General features: G+C 42.0%; 19 protein-coding genes. 4 read left to right on the top strand and 15 right to left on the bottom strand.

The features are described from left to right. Positions 1-55 precede the first annotated feature (55 nt). Both spoVB and AC0KTX_RS03930 read left to right on the top strand, forming a co-directional pair. A complete protein-coding gene (gene spoVB, locus AC0KTX_RS03935; RefSeq protein ID WP_474250933.1) occupies positions 56-1,627 on the top strand; it encodes a stage V sporulation protein B in 1,572 nt (523 codons plus the stop codon). 105 nt (positions 1,628-1,732) lie between these two features. Then, positions 1,733-2,122: a TIGR04086 family membrane protein gene (locus AC0KTX_RS03930; protein ID WP_474250932.1), complete on the top strand. Its 390-nt coding sequence runs from the start codon at positions 1,733-1,735 to the stop codon at positions 2,120-2,122. A gap of 32 nt (positions 2,123-2,154) precedes the next feature. Here the strand turns inward: AC0KTX_RS03930 and yajC are convergent, their stop codons facing one another. From yajC to nadB, 14 genes are all read right to left on the bottom strand, one after another. Continuing rightward, positions 2,155-2,427, bottom strand: coding sequence for a preprotein translocase subunit YajC (gene yajC / locus AC0KTX_RS03925; protein WP_474250931.1), 273 nt, complete (start codon positions 2,425-2,427; stop codon positions 2,155-2,157). 22 nt (positions 2,428-2,449) lie between these two features. Beyond that, positions 2,450-3,595, bottom strand: a complete 1,146-nt coding sequence (gene tgt / locus AC0KTX_RS03920; protein ID WP_474250930.1) for a tRNA guanosine(34) transglycosylase Tgt — start codon at positions 3,593-3,595, stop codon at positions 2,450-2,452. Positions 3,596-3,618: 23 nt separating this feature from the next. Continuing rightward, a complete protein-coding gene (gene queA / locus AC0KTX_RS03915; protein ID WP_474250929.1) occupies positions 3,619-4,647 on the bottom strand; it encodes a tRNA preQ1(34) S-adenosylmethionine ribosyltransferase-isomerase QueA in 1,029 nt (342 codons plus the stop codon). 23 nt (positions 4,648-4,670) lie between these two features. Beyond that, positions 4,671-4,871, bottom strand: coding sequence for a DUF2905 domain-containing protein (locus tag AC0KTX_RS03910; protein ID WP_474250928.1), 201 nt, complete (start codon positions 4,869-4,871; stop codon positions 4,671-4,673). Next, on the bottom strand, positions 4,868-5,869 hold the full coding sequence (gene ruvB, locus AC0KTX_RS03905; protein WP_474250927.1) for a Holliday junction branch migration DNA helicase RuvB: 1,002 nt from the start codon (positions 5,867-5,869) through the stop codon (positions 4,868-4,870). Before ruvB ends, AC0KTX_RS03910 begins: the two co-directional genes overlap by 4 nt. Positions 5,870-5,878: 9 nt before the next feature. Beyond that, positions 5,879-6,484 (bottom strand): Holliday junction branch migration protein RuvA, encoded by a 606-nt coding sequence (ruvA, locus tag AC0KTX_RS03900; protein ID WP_474250926.1) that lies wholly within the window; start codon positions 6,482-6,484, stop codon positions 5,879-5,881. Positions 6,485-6,595: 111 nt separating this feature from the next. Next, a complete protein-coding gene (locus AC0KTX_RS03895) occupies positions 6,596-7,090 on the bottom strand; it encodes a BofC C-terminal domain-containing protein (protein ID WP_474250925.1) in 495 nt (164 codons plus the stop codon). 118 nt (positions 7,091-7,208) lie between these two features. Beyond that, positions 7,209-7,940, bottom strand: a complete 732-nt coding sequence (locus AC0KTX_RS03890; RefSeq protein ID WP_474250924.1) for a YebC/PmpR family DNA-binding transcriptional regulator — start codon at positions 7,938-7,940, stop codon at positions 7,209-7,211. A 103-nt stretch (positions 7,941-8,043) separates the two neighbouring features. Continuing rightward, positions 8,044-8,730, bottom strand: a complete 687-nt coding sequence (locus tag AC0KTX_RS03885; protein WP_474250923.1) for a YhcN/YlaJ family sporulation lipoprotein — start codon at positions 8,728-8,730, stop codon at positions 8,044-8,046. Between the two features lie 98 nt (positions 8,731-8,828). Further along, a complete protein-coding gene (gene nadE, locus AC0KTX_RS03880; RefSeq protein ID WP_474250922.1) occupies positions 8,829-9,569 on the bottom strand; it encodes an NAD(+) synthase in 741 nt (246 codons plus the stop codon). A gap of 136 nt (positions 9,570-9,705) precedes the next feature. Further along, positions 9,706-10,884: a SafA/ExsA family spore coat assembly protein gene (gene safA, locus AC0KTX_RS03875; RefSeq protein ID WP_474250921.1), complete on the bottom strand. Its 1,179-nt coding sequence runs from the start codon at positions 10,882-10,884 to the stop codon at positions 9,706-9,708. Positions 10,885-11,033: 149 nt separating this feature from the next. Continuing rightward, positions 11,034-12,140 carry a quinolinate synthase NadA gene (gene nadA, locus AC0KTX_RS03870; RefSeq protein ID WP_474250920.1) on the bottom strand — a complete coding sequence of 369 codons (1,107 nt, stop codon included), beginning with the start codon at positions 12,138-12,140 and terminating at the stop codon, positions 11,034-11,036. Further along, positions 12,137-12,982, bottom strand: coding sequence for a carboxylating nicotinate-nucleotide diphosphorylase (nadC, locus tag AC0KTX_RS03865; protein ID WP_474250919.1), 846 nt, complete (start codon positions 12,980-12,982; stop codon positions 12,137-12,139). The genes nadA and nadC overlap by 4 nt, the downstream gene beginning before the upstream one ends. Then, the gene (gene nadB, locus AC0KTX_RS03860) at positions 12,975-14,516 is read right to left on the bottom strand and encodes an L-aspartate oxidase (protein WP_474250918.1); all 1,542 of its coding nucleotides are present in this window, start codon (positions 14,514-14,516) and stop codon (positions 12,975-12,977) included. Before nadB ends, nadC begins: the two co-directional genes overlap by 8 nt. 119 nt (positions 14,517-14,635) lie before the next feature. Here nadB and AC0KTX_RS03855 point away from each other — a divergent pair, with 119 nt between their 5' ends. Then, positions 14,636-15,760, top strand: coding sequence for an IscS subfamily cysteine desulfurase (locus AC0KTX_RS03855; RefSeq protein WP_474250962.1), 1,125 nt, complete (start codon positions 14,636-14,638; stop codon positions 15,758-15,760). A 25-nt stretch (positions 15,761-15,785) separates the two neighbouring features. Continuing rightward, positions 15,786-16,325 (top strand): 3H domain-containing protein, encoded by a 540-nt coding sequence (locus AC0KTX_RS03850; protein WP_474250917.1) that lies wholly within the window; start codon positions 15,786-15,788, stop codon positions 16,323-16,325. A gap of 44 nt (positions 16,326-16,369) precedes the next feature. Here AC0KTX_RS03850 and pheA read toward each other — a convergent pair. Then, a partial coding sequence (gene pheA / locus AC0KTX_RS03845; RefSeq protein ID WP_474250916.1) for a prephenate dehydratase occupies positions 16,370-17,005 on the bottom strand: 636 nt, incomplete at its 5' end.

Raw genomic sequence — 17,005 nt, 5'->3', positions numbered from 1 at the left:
GCGCATATAGTAATTGTATATGATAACACGTTTTTTGAGAAGGCAGGGAAAGACAATGACGAAGCAAACGTTCCTTAAAGGAATGCTCATTTTAATGACCGCGGGCCTGATTACAAGAATACTCGGATTTATGAACCGCATCGTCTTAGCGAGATCGATAGGAGAAGAAGGTGTTGGACTGTATATGATGGCAATGCCTACATTCGGTCTTGTTGCAGCTGTTACACAGCTCGGCCTGCCTGTGGCGATTTCAAAACTTGTGGCAGAAGCGGATGCAGAAGGGGATCGGCGAAAAATAAAAAAAATATTAGTGGTGTCTTTGTCCATTACTATCGTTTTAAGCTTAATCATGACAACCGCGCTTCTTTTTTCAGCCTCTTATCTATCTCAAACATTATTTACCGATTCAAGAACCTATTATCCGCTAGTTGCCATTGCACCGGTTATACCCATTATTGCCGTCTCTTCTGTTCTTAGAGGCTATTTTCAAGGAAAGCAAAATATGAAACCGCCAGCGGTCTCTTTAGTGCTTGAACAAACGGTCAGAATTGCCTTCATTGCTGTTTGCACGTCTGCTTTTTTGCCGTACGGAATTGAATATGCGGCGGCTGGGGCGATGTTGTCAGCTGCGTTAGGCGAGTTCGCTTCTTTCATGTATTTACTGGCCATGTTTCGTATAAAAAAACAAATTCGTGTAAGAACATCTTTTTTCCGTTCCTTAGCTAAAGGAAAAGAAACATTTTTCCAGCTTATGAAAATCGCCCTTCCCACTACAGGGAGCCGTTTGATCGGAAACATTTCATGGTTTTTGGAACCGATTGTCGTATCACATAGTTTAGCGTTAGCTGGAATACAGGCAGCATTGGCAACGAAACAGTACGGCGAATTAGCAGGCTATGCACTTCCATTATTATTCTTGCCTTCTTTTATTACTCATTCTCTTTCTGCCTCATTAGTTCCTTCCATCAGCGAGGCGATTGCCCAAAAAAAGCAGAAATTGGCTGAACACCGGCTAAGGCAGGCATTGAGATTGTCGCTCGTCACAGGAGGGCTTGCCGTCGTTATTTTATACGTTTATGCGGAACCGATTATGGCTCTCATGTATGGCAACGGGAAGGCAGCTGTTTATGTCAAAATTATGGCGCCGCTATTTATCTTTTATTATTTCCAAGGGCCATTGCAGGCAGCCCTGCAAGCGATGGATTTGGCCAAAGCTGGAATGATCAACAGCTTCATCGGAGCCGCCATCAAAACCGTTTTGATCTTTCTATTTGCTTCAAGGCCATCTCTCGGCATTATCGGAGCGGCGTTGGCCATTACTTGCGGCATTGTTATCGTTACAGTGCTCCATTACGCCACGCTGCTGAAAGTCATGCAATTTTCCATTTATGTAAGGGACTATGCCTTCTCTTTTGCCGTAATGCTTTTAACGGGAGTATTTGGCCACTATTTGTTTGAAGTGATGGCGGCTTCCGAACCGGCGCTTAGACTGATTAGTTCATGCTTGTTCACAACGATCTTTTACGGATTTCTGCTCATACTTTTCCAGCTTGTTGAACGTGATGAATTAATAAGGATTCCTATTATCGGCGGGGCGATCGCAATTTTCTTCAGAAAAACAAGATAGTAACTCTTTTTGTTTAAATTCATTCTAAAACTTTTTTCAATGAATATGCTTGTATAAACGACATCGTTTCAACGGATTCCATTTAGAAAACGGGAGGGATGAATCATGATCGAAGCGAAAAGATGGGGAAGAGCAGTTTTTTATGGCGTGTTTGCCATTTTGCTTCTCGCCTTGATTGGCAGCTTAGTCCTTTCATTGTTATTGCGATTTACAAATTTAACAGAAGAGTCACTTTTCTGGGTGATTACCTCCTTAAGTTTTTTTGCCGTTTTTGTCGGTGGAGTCGTTTCAGGCGGAAAAGGAAAAGAAAAAGGCTGGCTCCTTGGTGCAATGACGGCGGTTATGTACACAGGAATCGTCCTATTGTTTCAATTTTTAGGGTATGGCAAAACGTTGTCGCTGGAGTCTTATCTTTATCACGGGGGATTTTTGGTCACTGCCATGATCGGAGGAATGTTGGGAGTGAACCTTTCTTCGTCAAAGCGGAAAGCATAGAAAAAAGCTGGTCCAAAAATGGCCAGCTTTCATTATGATTTTGCTTGTTCCACCACTTCTCTCACCGCTCGGCGGTCAAATGTTAAACGGGAACCATCTCCTGTCCGAATGACGATTTTGTCTTCATCCAAGGAATCCACCATTCCATGAAGACCGCCGATCGTAATAATTTTATCGCCTTTTTTCAAGCTTGCCTGCATTTCGCGAACTTGCTTTTGCTGTTTTTGCTGCGGCCTGATCAGCAAAAAATAAAAGATGGCAATCATTAAAATAAAAGGCAAAACTGTTGCTAAAAACCCTTCCATGTCTTTCACCCCTTTCTAATTATTAAAAGTTTTTCGCATTTGGTTTATTGAATCCGTACCGTTCAAAAAATTCTTCACGAAAATCTCCTAAACGGTCATGACGGATTGCTTCCCTAATCTGCCCCATTAATTTTATCAGAAAATAGAGATTATGGTAAGATGTTAACCGAATGCCAAACGTTTCATTGCATTTTATTAAATGGCGGATGTAAGCGCGGCTGTAATTTCGGCAAACATAACAATCGCATTGTTCATCCAGCGGGCTGAAATCGCGCGCATATTTTGCATTTTTGACAACAAGTCTGCCGCTTGAAGTCATTAATGTACCGTTGCGTGCAATCCTTGTCGGCAGCACGCAGTCAAACATATCAATTCCGCGGATGGCCCCATCAATGAGCGAATCCGGAGAACCGACCCCCATCAAATAGCGCGGCTTATTTTCAGGCAGCAAAGGTACAGTAAATTCCAGCACCTTGTTCATGACTTCTTTCGGTTCACCGACGGAAAGGCCTCCAACTGCATATCCGCTAAAACCGAGCGACACCAAGTCCTGTGCGCTTTGTTTGCGCAAGTTTTCAAATTCACCGCCTTGTACAATCCCGAACATTCCTTGTTCTTTTGGCCTTTGATGAGCTTTTAAACAACGTTCGGCCCATCTTGACGTCCGTTCGACGGATTTTTTCATATATTCATATTCTGAAGGATAGGGAGGACATTCGTCAAAAGCCATCATAATATCCGAACCGAGGGAATTTTGAATGGCCGTTGCTTTTTCAGGAGACAAAAACAGCTTGTCCCCGTTTAAGTGATTGCGAAAATGCACTCCTTCCTCCTCTATTCGGCGGAGGTCGCTGAGACTGAAAACTTGAAAGCCGCCGGAATCAGTTAAAATCGCTCCATTCCAGTTCATAAAGGAATGCAAACCTCCTGCTTCCTCTACGATGTCTTCCCCCGGACGGAGCCATAAATGATATGTATTGCTCAAAATGATTTTTGCGCCAATCTCCTTCAGCTCTTCAGGCGACATCGTTTTGACGGTTGCCAATGTGCCGACCGGCATAAAAACCGGCGTCTCGAAGGAGCCGTGGGGCGTGTGAACAATGCCAAGCCTGGCGCCTGTTTGTTTGCATTTCTTTATTAATTCATATTGAATGGGCGGTCCGTTCAACGTAAATCCCTCCTTTTTTCTGTTTAAATGATTAACATTGCATCACCAAAGCTGAAAAAACGGTATTTTTCTTTCACTGCCGTTTCGTATGCATGAAGAATGTTTTCCCTTCCCGCCAATGCGCTTACCAACATAATAAGGGAAGACTTTGGAAGATGGAAATTCGTCACCAACCCATCAATTCCTTTAAACCGGTACCCCGGGTATATATAAATGTCGGTCCAACCGCTTTCTTCTTTAAACATCCCGTTGTATTTTCCGGCTATCGTTTCCAACGTCCTTGTTGATGTCGTGCCAACGGCAATAATGCGTCCGCCTTTTTTCCTTACTTCATTTAATAAACGGGCAGTGCCTTCCGTCATTTGATAAAATTCGGCATGCATTTTATGATCTTCTATGTTTTCGGTGCTGACCGGACGAAATGTTCCCAAACCGACATGCAATGTAATAAAAGCAGTGTAGACACCTTTCTTTTTTAATTTTTCCAATATTTCTTCCGTAAAATGCAGTCCGGCCGTCGGGGCGGCTGCAGAGCCGATTTCACGTGAATAGACGGTTTGATATCGTTCTTGATCGTCAAGTTGTTCTTTTATATATGGAGGTAACGGCATTTTTCCTAATTTTTCTAAAATTTCCAAGAAAATGCCTTCGTATTGAAATTCAATCGTTCTGCCGCCATGTTCCAATATTCCAGTGCATGTTCCTTTTAAAATCCCATCTCCGAAGAGGATGGTTGTTCCTTCCTTTATTCGTTTTGCCGGTTTAACGAGCGTTTCCCACTCGTCCCCTTCTCTTTGCTTAAGCAATAAAACCTCCACATTCGCACCTGTTTCTTCCTTCACGCCGTATAATCTGGCTGGAAGGACGCGGGTATCGTTTAATACGAGACAATCCCCCGGGGATAAATAATGAACCAAGTTTTTAAACTTTTCATGAATAATATCTCCCGTCATTTTATCCACAATCATCAGTCTTGAAGCATCCCGCTCTTTTAATGGAACTTGTGCGATTAATTCTTCTGGAAGTTCAAAATCGAATAAATCTAGTTTCATTTTTTCCACCTGATTTCATTTCTCTATTTGAATCGTCCTAACAACGAAAAGATAACCGTTAAAAGAAGGCTGATGACGATGCATGTGACGATGGGAAAGAAAAAAGTGACATTTCCTTTTTTGATGACAATGTCGCCAGGCAACTTGCCGATCACTTGCATAAACAATCCGATCAAAAGCAGTATCCCGCCAAGAACCATCAGCAGTTTCGGGAATTCCGTCACCTTTTTGGCACCTCCATTTGAAAATGCTTATAAACTAAGTCAGTTACTATTCTGCCCCTCGGCGTCCTTCTAATAAAACCGATTTGCAGCAAATACGGCTCATAAACATCTTCAATTGTGTGGGCTTCCTCCCCAATTGTAGCCGAAATTGTATCAAGGCCAACAGGGCCGCCCTGAAACTTCTCAATAATGCCAAGAAGCAGTTTATGGTCAATATGATCCAATCCCAGCTTATCAACCTGCAGGCGTTCCAAAGCCTCCACCGCCAGCCGGTACGTAATCGCCTCAAACCCGAGCACTTGGGCGAAATCCCTGACCCTCCTCAAAAGACGATTGGCAATTCTCGGCGTCCCTCTAGACCTTCTTGCTATTTCGTTTGCCGCCTCCTCGTCAATTTCAATATTTAACAAACCGGCTGTTCGTTTGACAATATTGGAAAGGTCTTTTTCCTGATAATAATCCAATCTGCTCAATACGCCGAATCTGTCTCTTAGCGGCGCTGTTAACAAACCGATCCTTGTGGTGGCGCCCACTAACGTAAATGGCGGAAGATCCAAACGGACTGTTCGGGCACTTGAACCTTTTCCGATGACAATATCGAGGCAAAAGTCTTCCATGGCCGGGTACAACACTTCTTCAATCGAACGATGAAGGCGGTGAATTTCATCAATAAACAAGACATCTCCCGGCTCAAGGGAAGTGAGAATCGCTGCTAAATCTCCGGGACGTTCGATCGCAGGACCAGATGTTTGGCGAATATTGGTCCCCATTTCATTGGCGATGATGGCTGCCAGCGTTGTTTTTCCAAGTCCGGGCGGGCCGTATAAGAGGACGTGATCCAATGTCTCTTCCCTTATCTTCGCTGCTTCGATAAAAATCTTTAAGTTTTCCTTTACTTTTGTTTGGCCAATGTATTGATCAAGCGATTGCGGGCGGAGGCTGTATTCAAATTCTTTCTCTTCATGCTCCGCTTCCCTTGCCACTATTCTTTCTTCCATAATATCACCTTATTTCAAAAGCAGTTGCAAAGCCCTTTTAACATATTGATCGGTGCTCAATGATTCCTTTTCTAAAGCAGGCTTTACTTTTGCGATTTCTCTTTCGCTGTATCCCAGCACTTTGAGAGCATCTATTGCTTCCATAAGGGATGAATGATGGCTATCTTCATTCTTGATTTCTTGCTCATAGCGAGACGTTTCAGGTACGGAGAAGATGTCGGAAATTTTCCCTTTTAAATCCAGAATGATTTGTCTTGCCGTTTTCTTTCCAACCCCAGGAAATTTTACTAAAAAAGCTTCATCTTCATTTTCTATCGCTTCTGCTACTTGCTTCGGATTGCCGTAAGCTAAAATAGCAAGCGCGCCTTTTGGACCGATCCCTGTCACATTTAACAGCTTCGAAAAAAGCGCCTTTTCTTCTCTGTTTGCAAACCCATAAAGGGCGAGAAAATCTTCTCTGACATATTGATATGTATAAACCGTGACTTCATGATTGATATGCTGCTGATAACTAAATGGATTAGGAGTAAAAATTTGAAATCCTATCCCGTTATGATCGATGACAATTGAATCAACTGATATATGATTCACCTTTCCCCTGATAAATTCAATCACTTCGTTCACCTCTGTCCGCTGTACATCATTTTATCATAAAGGGAATGTTCCGTCAGTGAAAGAATATTTTTACATGAATGAAACCGATGCAAAAGCGCATCGGTTTGCCATTTAATGTTCAAGCGAATATGGTTGAAACCCTTCGATGACTTTCAAATAATGTTTTTTGTTTTTAACGGGAATACCTTTTTTTAATTGGGAATGGCGAAAACTTTCCAGTTTTTCTACATCAATTTGATAAAATGATTGGATCACTTCGTTTTTATCCGCCGGTTTTCCATTAAATATCGATAATGTGCCATCTTCCAACAGGCCGAAATAGCCGTTCGTTTTCAACAGCGGGGAAATATCGTCTATTTGTTTTTGCAAAACGACCTCTTCATCATCCAAGTTAACAACAATCCAATCGTTATATTTGGCCAATATACGATCGATTGATGAAAATGGTTCAGTTTTGATTTCTTCGCTGACTTCACCATCGAGATATACTCTCTCGAAAATGACTTTAATTGTATTGTCATGTTTCACTTTGGCAAACGATTCATCTGGGTAAATTTGGAATAACATGAACAGAAACAGAAAAAAAAGACGATACACCTGTTTCATCCGCCACCACCTCATGATTTCCTACTGGTGTTTTTTATAGTGTAGCCATTATATGACGTTTTAACCAAAATAACGGCAAATCATCATGAGGCTATTTCCATTCATGCTAGTCAACGCATTATCGTTCTTCTTGTAAATTGTGATATACTTCCTGGACATCGTCGTCATCTTCTAAAACATCGATTAATTTGTACATTTTTTCTGCCGTTTGTTCATCCAATTGTGTATAGGTTTGCGGAATCATTGTTAATTCAGCTGTCGCCAAACTGTAGCCTTTTCCCTCTAAAGCTGTTTTGACATCATTGAAATTTTCAGGCTCTGTGAAAATTTCGAATGCTTCCTCCGACGTTTCCAGTTCTTCAGCTCCAGCTTCGATCACTTCAAGAAGCAAATCGTCCTCTCCTACGTTAAGCCCTTCACGATCGATCACAATATATCCTTTTCGTTCAAACATGTAGGAAACGCATCCCGTTTCGCCCAAGTTTCCCCCATTTTTATTAAAGGCCGTGCGGACGTTTGTGGCTGTCCGATTTTTATTATCTGTCAAGCATTTTACCATAACCGCTACACCGCCTGGGCCATATCCCTCATAAGTGATCTCTTCGTAATTGGCTCCATCTTGGCTCCCGCTTGCCTTTTTAATCGCTCGTTCTATATTATCATTAGGCATATTGGCTGCTCTTGCTTTGTCGATCGCCAGCCTTAAGCTAGGATTTGCTTCAGGATCTCCCCCGCCCTGTTTCGCTGCCACATAAATTTCCTTTGCTAATTTCATGAAAATTTTTCCTCTTTTTGCATCTTGGGCGTTTTTTCTCCGTTGAATATTTTTCCACTTAGAATGTCCAGCCATTCTAATCCCCTCTCTTACCAGTCTCGTTCATAAATATACCACATTTTATATTTAGGGGGAAATTCGTTCTCATGAAAAAACAGGGAGTTCTTCCTCCCTGTTTTTAACGGTTATTTCCATCAAACGGCTCAGTAACAGTTTCACCAATATCGTTTAATAACTGTCTGAAGTCGTCGCCGACATCCTTGCCGTTCCTAAAATCGTTTTGAAGCGACCGCGTTCGCGTAAAAGCATCCTCATCCGTCGCTACATGAACCCGTCGATTACCAGCCATTTTTTGAACTACCTGCTTAATGCGATTTTTTACGCGGGATTCGTTCCGATCGCTCGTATCGACCGCTACTACAACGTTGTCATCATTCACCAGTACGTTAACATCGTCAACATTTTTTATATTGCTTACTTGGTCAGATATTCGTTCCGCCAATTGTTCATCAAATCCGCCATTTCGCAAATGGTCATGATAATTGACATCGCTTCTTTGAAAGCCGTTGTTACCGCCGTCCCTGGCAGTCATTGTGCGATCCCCGTTTCGGTCATTGGCATCGCGAATGGCATCATTGTCATCCATTCCGCCATCAAACATCTCGGTAATCGGACCGTCATTATCTATATAATCAAAATTATTGTTGTTGCGGCCATTGTCACGGTCATTTGTATAATACCCGATCGGTGAAGTGTTGTCGTTATATTTTGTATCCATCGCATCGCGGCCATTGCCATTATTACAAGCTGCAAGACCTATTGACAACAATGAAAGGGCAATAAAGGATGCTGTCGTTTTTTTCAATGGAAAAACCCCCTTGGAACACAGTTAGAGCGAATTACCGCTCATCCATAGCTTGTTCCTTAACGGGGGGTTTATATCTGTCAGTTATCGGCAGCGATTTAAAATTTTGGCGGAGCTATTGCCAGACGCCGTTTATGCTCTGAACGTTTATGCAAGTCTTCAATAATATTCCGATCTTTTTCCGGTATTTCTTCGCCTTTCAAAAATTTATCAATCATTTCATAAGTAGTTCCCATCTCATTTTCATCCGTCTGACCTTCCCACAAACCAGCGCTTGGAGCTTTATGAATAATTTCTTCAGGAACCCCTAGAATTTTGGCCATTTCCCGAACTTCACCTTTTGTAAAATGGACAAGGGGAACAAGATCGACTCCGCCATCTCCATATTTTGTAAAATACCCTGTATACCATTCGGCCGCATTATCGGTTCCTACGACTATGTAACGAAAGTTATTGGCAACAGCATACAATGTAGTCATTCTGAGACGGGCGCGCGTATTGGCATCTCCCAATTTTGCCGCTTCTTCGTTCCATTCGTTTTTTTCTTTTAATTTTGTTTCAATTTCATTAAATAACGTTTTATGCGTTTCGGTCAAATCGATCACAAGATGATCAATTCCGGAGCTTTCCACTACCTTTAAAGCATCTTCTTGATCCTTCGGGTTACTTTTACATGGCATAATAAGCCCGAGCGAATGATCAGGGAATGCCCGTTTAATGAGATGCGTAACGACAGCCGAGTCAATACCTCCGCTTATACCGACAATCGCTCCGTTTAATCCCGCTCTTTTAACTTGCTCCCGAAGCCACTCTACCAACTTGGAAATTTTTTCTTCCATTTTTTACACCTACCTTCATCCATGATTTTCAATGATACAGCATTTCTTCTATTATACATTTTATCATAATAAATTTTAAATTTTCATTTTTCTTTCCAAATAAAAAAGAGACGATCCTATCATCGTCTCGAAACAGTTAATCGTCCGATTCCTCCTCTTGTTCAGGTTTGGCATTCATGCGATCATATTCAGCGTAAGGCATTTCTTGTTGTACTGGTGGATAATACGGCATACCGTAAGGCATCATTGGTTGCATATAGTGCATATAAGGCGCTGCTCCGCCGCAGCCGCAGTCTTCAGAAGGCTGGTACATCGGCCCAACAGGATAAATGTTGCTTTTCGAAATGGAATCCTTTTCCTCATCTTCTTCCATTTCAGGACTTACCCATTGTCCAACCGGTATTGGACCATATCCAATCGGACTGTACGGCATTGGCAAGTGTCCAAAACCAGGTCCAGGATAAACAGGTGTTACAGGGGTGCACCCAAAATAAGGATAATAAGCATAAGGATAAGGTGCAAAAGGGAAAAACGGCTGCGGACAGTATTGCGGCATATAAGCAGGTGCAGCCATCGGCGGAACATTGGCGTAATCGGGTTGATCCATGTCATTTTCTTCAGCTTCTTCCATTTCATCATCGTCATATTCTTCTGCACTCACATATTGATTCGGCGGCATTTGGACATTCGGAAAAACGGGGGCATAATATGGCTGCCATTGACCTCCATTCATGAAATTACCAGGCATATACGGTGGTTGTGATGCCATTTGGTTATTCTCCTCCTCGTTGTTTTCATATTCTTCTTCTTGTTCCATCACTTCATGAAAAACATTTTCCGGCTTCTTGGGCAACGTCGGCTTTTGTTCAGGAGAAACAAAAGGCAAATTTGCACTCTCATTCAGCACATCATTCATATTGACAAAAGGCATAAAATAGTTGTGAATATTTTTTTGGTTCGGATAATAAGGCTGATGGACATTGGGTATTGGCGGGACATAAGGTTTTGAAGGTTTCGTTTTTGTTTCTTCTTCCTCCGTCTCTATAGGAGACATTAATTTTTCATTTGCAAAAGGGTGTTCAAACGTTTCTTTTTTTGGAGCTTCTTTTTCTTTTGCCATTTCTTGATTGGATTCGTACGCTGCCTCTTTTTTGATTGGTATGCCGCCAGTTGGGATTTTTATTTTCATTCCGGGCATAATAAGGTCAGGATTGCTTAAATGGGAATTTAATTTCTTCAGTTCTTGAAAATCAACGCCATATTTTTGGGCAATTTTCCATAATGTATCTCCTTTTTGAACAATATGGATTTTCACGTTTTCCCCTCCCGTTCAAAGACGTACTGCTTACAGCACAATTCGAAACTATACCATAACCTTCTTCATCACAACTTATGCAGCAAAAAAGAGGGTTATGATTCAAAAAATAAAAAACCCGGATCATTCCGAGTTCCTTGGAAATCGGTTTAGGATCGCTTCAACATTCGGTCAAGCGCTAATAAGGCGTACTTTTTGGTTTCTTCGCCGACAACAATTTGATTGACAATTTTTCCTTTTTCAATATTTTCAAGCGCCCATGCCAAGTGGGGAAGATCGATGCGATTCATTGTCAAACAAGGGCACATATAAGGATTTAATGACACTATTTCCTTGTCCGGGTTTTCTTTTATTAAACGATTTACTAAATTCATTTCCGTTCCGACCGCCCATTTGCTGCCGCTGGGGGCGCTTTTGATCGTGTCAATAATATATTTCGTTGAACCGGAGTCGTCCGCTTTTTGCACAACTTCAAACGTGCATTCGGGATGAACAATAATTTTCATGTCTGGCTTTCTTTTCCGAAAATACTCGATGTTTTGCACGGTAAATTTTTCATGGACAGAACAATGGCCTTTCCACAAGATGATCACAATTTCTTCAAGCGGACCGTCAAATATCAGTTCTTTTTGAACCGGATCCCACACCGCCATTTTCTCAAGGGGAATCCCCAGTTTGTAAGCGGTATTTTGTCCCAAATGTTGATCAGGCAAAAAAAGAACACGTTGTTTTTGTTTAAAAGCCCATGCCAACATCTTTTCAGCATTGGAGGACGTAACGACTGCTCCGCCGTTTTTCCCGACAAATGCTTTAATCTCAGCAGTTGAGTTCACATATGTTAATGGCAAAATCGTATCGCCTAAAAGTTCTTGAAGGATACCCCAAGCATATTCTGTTTGCTTAATGTCTGCCATATCCGCCATCGAACAGCCGGCTCTCATGTCAGGGAGGATCACTTTTTGGTCAGAAGATGTTAACATATCCGCCGTTTCGGCCATAAAATGAACGCCGCAAAAAACAATAAATTCGGCTTCTTTCATTTTTTGGGCAATTTGAGCGAGTTGCAAAGAATCTCCCGTTGCATCAGCAAATTGAATGACTTCATCCTTTTGATAGTGATGTCCGGGTATCATGATTTTCGAGCCGAATTTTTGTTTAATTTGTCTTATTCGCTCTTCCAGTTCCTCGACTTTGCGATGTTTATACTCTTCCGGCATCAATGAATTTTTAGAGTCGAAAATGTCCAAAAGATTCATTTCGCATCCCTCCCGTGAATATATAAACTTATGTCCAATGATGCAGCTGAATGGGTGAGAAACCCTAATGAAATAAAATCAACGTTCGTATCTTTGTAATCCGCTAAATTGGCTAAAGTGATGCCTCCTGATGCTTCCGTTACAATTTGCGGCGGCGTCATGGAAACAAACTGTTTAATCCGATCAGGCAGGCAGTTATCAAACATGATGACATCAGGATGAACGGAGATTGCTTCTTTCAGCTGCTCTTCTGTTTCTACTTCCACTTCGATCTTTACCATGTGGCCCATTCTTTTTCTCACTGCTTCCACCGCTTTGGAAATGGAACCGCAAAAAGCAATGTGATTGTCTTTAATCATCACCCCGTCATAAAGACCAAAGCGATGGTTATATCCTCCTCCTGTGCGGACAGCGTATTTTTCAAACATTCTCAGCCCCGGCGTTGTTTTTCTTGTATCGCATATTTTTGTCCGCGGCGAATTTAAAATGTCAACTGCCTTTTTTGTCAAAGTGGCAATGCCGCTCATTCGTTGCAGCAAATTTAAAACAACCCGCTCCCCTTGCAAAATCGAACAAATAGAACCTTTGATGACGGCCAGATTTTCCCCTTTTTGAACGGTCTCTCCATCGCTTTTGAATACTTGGACGTTTGCATTTGGATCCAAAATGGAAAAAGCTGTTTCAATTACTTTTTTTCCGCAAAAAATCCCGGCTTCTTTTGCTTTTATGATCGCCTCGCCTTTTTCGTTTTCCGGAAAAATATTTTCGCTTGTTAAATCGCCATCCCCGATGTCCTCCATAAAAAAATGCTGTAAAGATTGCTTCAGTTTCAATTCATTCATTTTCAACCCCTGCTTCCTGTTGATTTGTCAAAACAATTCTTTTTCCTTCCCATTCCATTCTCTCCGCCGGATAATCCGTTCGAAAATGACCTCCCCGGCTTTCTGTTCGCTGCAAAGCTCCTTTGGCAATTAAATAGCCTGCTGTGAGCATGTTGATCCGCTCGATCTCGTCGATCGTATAGAGGAAGCTATTGACAGGATGACTCTCTACATATTGCTCAAACCAAGCCACTGCTCTCGCTAGATTTTCACCCTTTCGTTCTATGCCCACCCAATTTGTCATGACTTGGCGAATTTCGGCTTTTTCCGGGATCTTCTTTTTTTTCACCGTGTGATAATTAGAAATTTCAAATTTTCCCTTATAGCCCGGCTTCCGCTTTAATATAAACTTGGCCGCCCTCGTGCCGAAAACCAAACCTTCCAAAAGAGAATTAGAAGCTAGCCGATTGGCTCCGTGTGCACCTGTACATGCTGCTTCTCCGACAGCGTAAAGACCGGCGATATTGGTTCGGCCGACTAAATCCGTTTCGATTCCTCCCATTAAAAAATGCATGCCGGGAGAGACAGGAATCATCCCTTTGTCCAAGTTGATCCCTTGCTCCGTACACATTTGTGAAATGGTCGGAAAACGTTCCCGGAAAAAAGGTATTCTGGAAATGTCCAAAAAAACTTGAAGCCCTTTTTTGCGCTTCCGATAAATCGCACGGGCGACCACATCTCTAGGCGCCAATTCTCTCATCGGATGAGTGCCTGCCATAAACCTTTCCCCGGTTTCATCGACTAAAATCGCGCCTTCTCCACGGACTGCTTCAGAAATTAACCCGTTACATTTATCATTTACTGACAGCATTGTCGGATGAAATTGCGTAAATTCCATATCAACAAGCCTGCAGCCTGCCCGAAACGCCATCGCAAGTCCATCACCTGTTGCATTCGGATGATTGGAAGTCCAATCATAAATTTGGCCACATCCCCCCGTCGCCAAAATGACATGGGAAGAAGAATAAAAATGAAGTTGTTCATCCTCCGTTTTGGCGACGATGCCAACAGCTCGCCCTTCTTTCACAACAACATCGCAAACAAACTGGTTTTCAAGTATTTGCACACGCCCTTGAAGATTTTCCAAAAAAAATTGTACGGCATGTCTTCCCGTCGCATCTCCACCGGCATGAATAATACGTGAATAAGAATGAGCGCCTTCCTTGCCCAAAAGCAAGTTGCCATGTGCATCCCGATCAAACGGTAAACCGGCTTCAATTAAGGAGGAAATAATATTTTTCCCCTCAGTGACCAGCATTTTTACCGCTTCATTTTTGTTGTGGCGGCAACCTGCCTTGACTGTATCGGCATAATGAAAGTTCAAGTCATCGTCTTCACCAATTGCACAGGCAATCCCTCCTTGAGCCAGATGAGAATTGGAACTTGTCGTATTCGTTTTGGTAATGATTAGTATGTTCATTTTATCACATAATTCTTTTGCAGCTGCCAACGCTGCAATTCCGCTGCCTACAATGATGACATCATAATGGGTCATCAAAAACCCTCCTTATGAATTTACATATGTCTTGACACATATATTTACACAAAACTACAATATTGACAAGAGCTTTTTTTACATTTGAATGAAACCCTTTTAAAAGAAAGAAGGGATGACTGTTGATAAACTTTGATTTTGCTGCTACAACTCCTATGAGCGAAAAAGCAATATCGGCCTATGCACAGGCAGCTGAGTTTGCCTATGGCAATTCAAGCAGTCTGCATGATATCGGAGAAAAAGCCGATGAAGTACTGTCCCTTTGCAGAAAAACATTTGCTTCACTCATTGGAGGAAGCGAAAAAGGAGTTTATTTTACAAGCGGAGGCACGGAGGGAAATATTTTGACAATCAAATCCCTATTGAACGCAACACCCGGAAAAAAACATATTATTGCCTCATCGATCGAACATGCTTCCATTCATCATTTTTTACTTTTTTTACAATCGAAAGGGTTTGACGTAAGCTTTATTGAACATGAACAGACAGGAAAAATTTCGATCGAAACGTTGGAAAAAGCGATTCGGAATGATACTGCCCTAGTTACAATCCAGCATGGCAATTCGGAAATCGGAACGATACAAAATATTCGTGAAATAGCTGCCTTCTTAAGACGGAAAAACATCCGATTTCACACAGATTGTGTACAAACTTTCGGAAAACTAGCAATTGATGTAGGCAAAATGAACGCCGATGCTTACACTTTTTCTTCTCATAAGATTTATGGACCAAAAGGAACAGGCGCAGTATATATATGTCCGCAGTCAGAATGGGCACCCGCAATACCCGGAGCAACCCACGAAAGCGGATTTCGTCCGGGAACTGTCGATGTTCCCGGCATTTTTTCCTTTGTCACTGCTGCTAAGGAGTTTTATAATGATAGAAAGAAGCACATATCCCATTTTTCCCACCTTAGACAGCATTTGATTTCAAATTTAAAAAAATGGACGCCTTCCATCACCATTGTGAACGAGCAAGAAACAGAAGTTCTTCCCAATATTGTAGGTCTTGTAACAAACAGCTATGAAGGGCAATATGTCATGCTTGAACTCAATCGAAGAGGATTTGCCGTTTCCACAGGAAGCGCCTGTCAGGCGGGCATGCAGCAGCCTTCCAGGACGCTTCTTGCCATCGGATTCAATCAAGAAAGAGCTCATCAGTTTATCCGCATTTCCTTTGGAATCAGAACAACTTTGACTGAAATTGATGAGCTGGTAAAGGCAATTGCAGCTATCGTCCGGTAACAGATTTAAGAAAGGTTGATGCGAATTGGAGAAAATATTAGGGGATAATCGGCGAAAAGCAATTGTTGAATGGCTCAAAAACGAAAACCGACCTATCACCGGCGGAGAATTAGCTTCGAGAACAAATGTAAGCCGCCAAGTTATTGTTCAAGACATTTCTCTTTTAAAAGCTCTTGGGGAACCGATCATTGCCACGAGCCAAGGCTATCTGTATTTAAATGAACGAAAACAAAAAGAGAAAATCGTTCAGCGCCTCATTGCCTGCAAACATGAACCAAAGAAAACGGAAGAAGAGTTAAATATCATCGTCGATTACGGAGCAACGGTAAAAGACGTCATTATCGAGCATCCGGTGTACGGAGATTTAACTGCTTCCATTATGGTAAAAAACCGAAAGGAAGTAAAAGAGTTTATTGAAAAAATCACGAAAACAAATGCTTCTTATTTGTCAGAACTTACTGGCGGAATTCATTTACACACGATTGAAGCCAGCGATGCCGAAACATTAGATGAAGTATGCGAAGCCCTCGATCAAGCCGGATTTTTAATTCATGATGACGATTGAGAAACGCTAAAAAGCCGAGTCATCCGAAACCGGATACTCGGCCTTCACAATTTATATGCAGGATAACTGCCTAGCACTTTGACGCCGCATCCCAGCGCCTCCAGTTCTTGAATAGCCCCTGGTATTAAAACATCATCCATCTTTGATTCTATATCTATAATAAACAAGTAATCTCCAAGTCCTGTTTTCATAGGACGCGATTCAATTTTCGATAAATTCAGCTTTCTCCATGCAAACGCAGACAACACTTGATGCAAGGCACCTACCTGATCTTTCGGAAGGGTGACGACCAATGTTGTTTTTTCTCCTATCAACTGAAGGGAACCGTTTTCTACGGAGAAATTTCGATCAGGATGCAGCAGCACAAATCGCGTATGATTAAAATCATAATCATGAATATTATATTTTACGATGGTCAATCCATATTCCTCTGCAGCTAATTCATTGGCAATGACAGCTATGTTTTCTTCCGGATGATCCTGAATATACTTTGCTGCAGCGCCAGTAGATGCAGCGTATTCCAAAATGGCATTCGGCATATGTTGATGAAGAAACTTGTGGCATTGTGCAATCGCATGTGCGTGGGAATATACTTTTTCAATTTGCTTCCAATTATTTTTTCGGCAAGGATGCACCATCAAATGTTGTTTGACCGGTGCAACAATTTCCCCGATTATGTA

It is taken from the genome of Aeribacillus sp. JST-2, from assembly GCF_056032925.1.
Note: the sequence above shows the minus strand (reverse complement) of the source record. Positions and strands in the feature narration are given on the sequence as shown.

Coding starts and splice junctions, on each gene's coding strand:
- AC0KTX_RS03895 (WP_474250925.1), bottom strand. CDS start 7,090: ATGAAACAGGTGTATCGTCTTTTTTTTCTGTTTCTGTTCATGTTATTC.
- queA (WP_474250929.1), bottom strand. CDS start 4,647: ATGAAACTAGATTTATTCGATTTTGAACTTCCAGAAGAATTAATCGCA.
- nadA (WP_474250920.1), bottom strand. CDS start 12,140: ATGAATCTTTTGGACATTTTCGACTCTAAAAATTCATTGATGCCGGAA.
- nadB (WP_474250918.1), bottom strand. CDS start 14,516: ATGACCCATTATGATGTCATCATTGTAGGCAGCGGAATTGCAGCGTTG.
- AC0KTX_RS03930 (WP_474250932.1), top strand. CDS start 1,733: ATGATCGAAGCGAAAAGATGGGGAAGAGCAGTTTTTTATGGCGTGTTT.
- spoVB (WP_474250933.1), top strand. CDS start 56: ATGACGAAGCAAACGTTCCTTAAAGGAATGCTCATTTTAATGACCGCG.
- AC0KTX_RS03890 (WP_474250924.1), bottom strand. CDS start 7,940: ATGGCTGGACATTCTAAGTGGAAAAATATTCAACGGAGAAAAAACGCC.
- nadC (WP_474250919.1), bottom strand. CDS start 12,982: ATGAATGAATTGAAACTGAAGCAATCTTTACAGCATTTTTTTATGGAG.
- ruvB (WP_474250927.1), bottom strand. CDS start 5,869: ATGGAAGAAAGAATAGTGGCAAGGGAAGCGGAGCATGAAGAGAAAGAA.
- nadE (WP_474250922.1), bottom strand. CDS start 9,569: ATGGAAGAAAAAATTTCCAAGTTGGTAGAGTGGCTTCGGGAGCAAGTT.
- yajC (WP_474250931.1), bottom strand. CDS start 2,427: ATGGAAGGGTTTTTAGCAACAGTTTTGCCTTTTATTTTAATGATTGCC.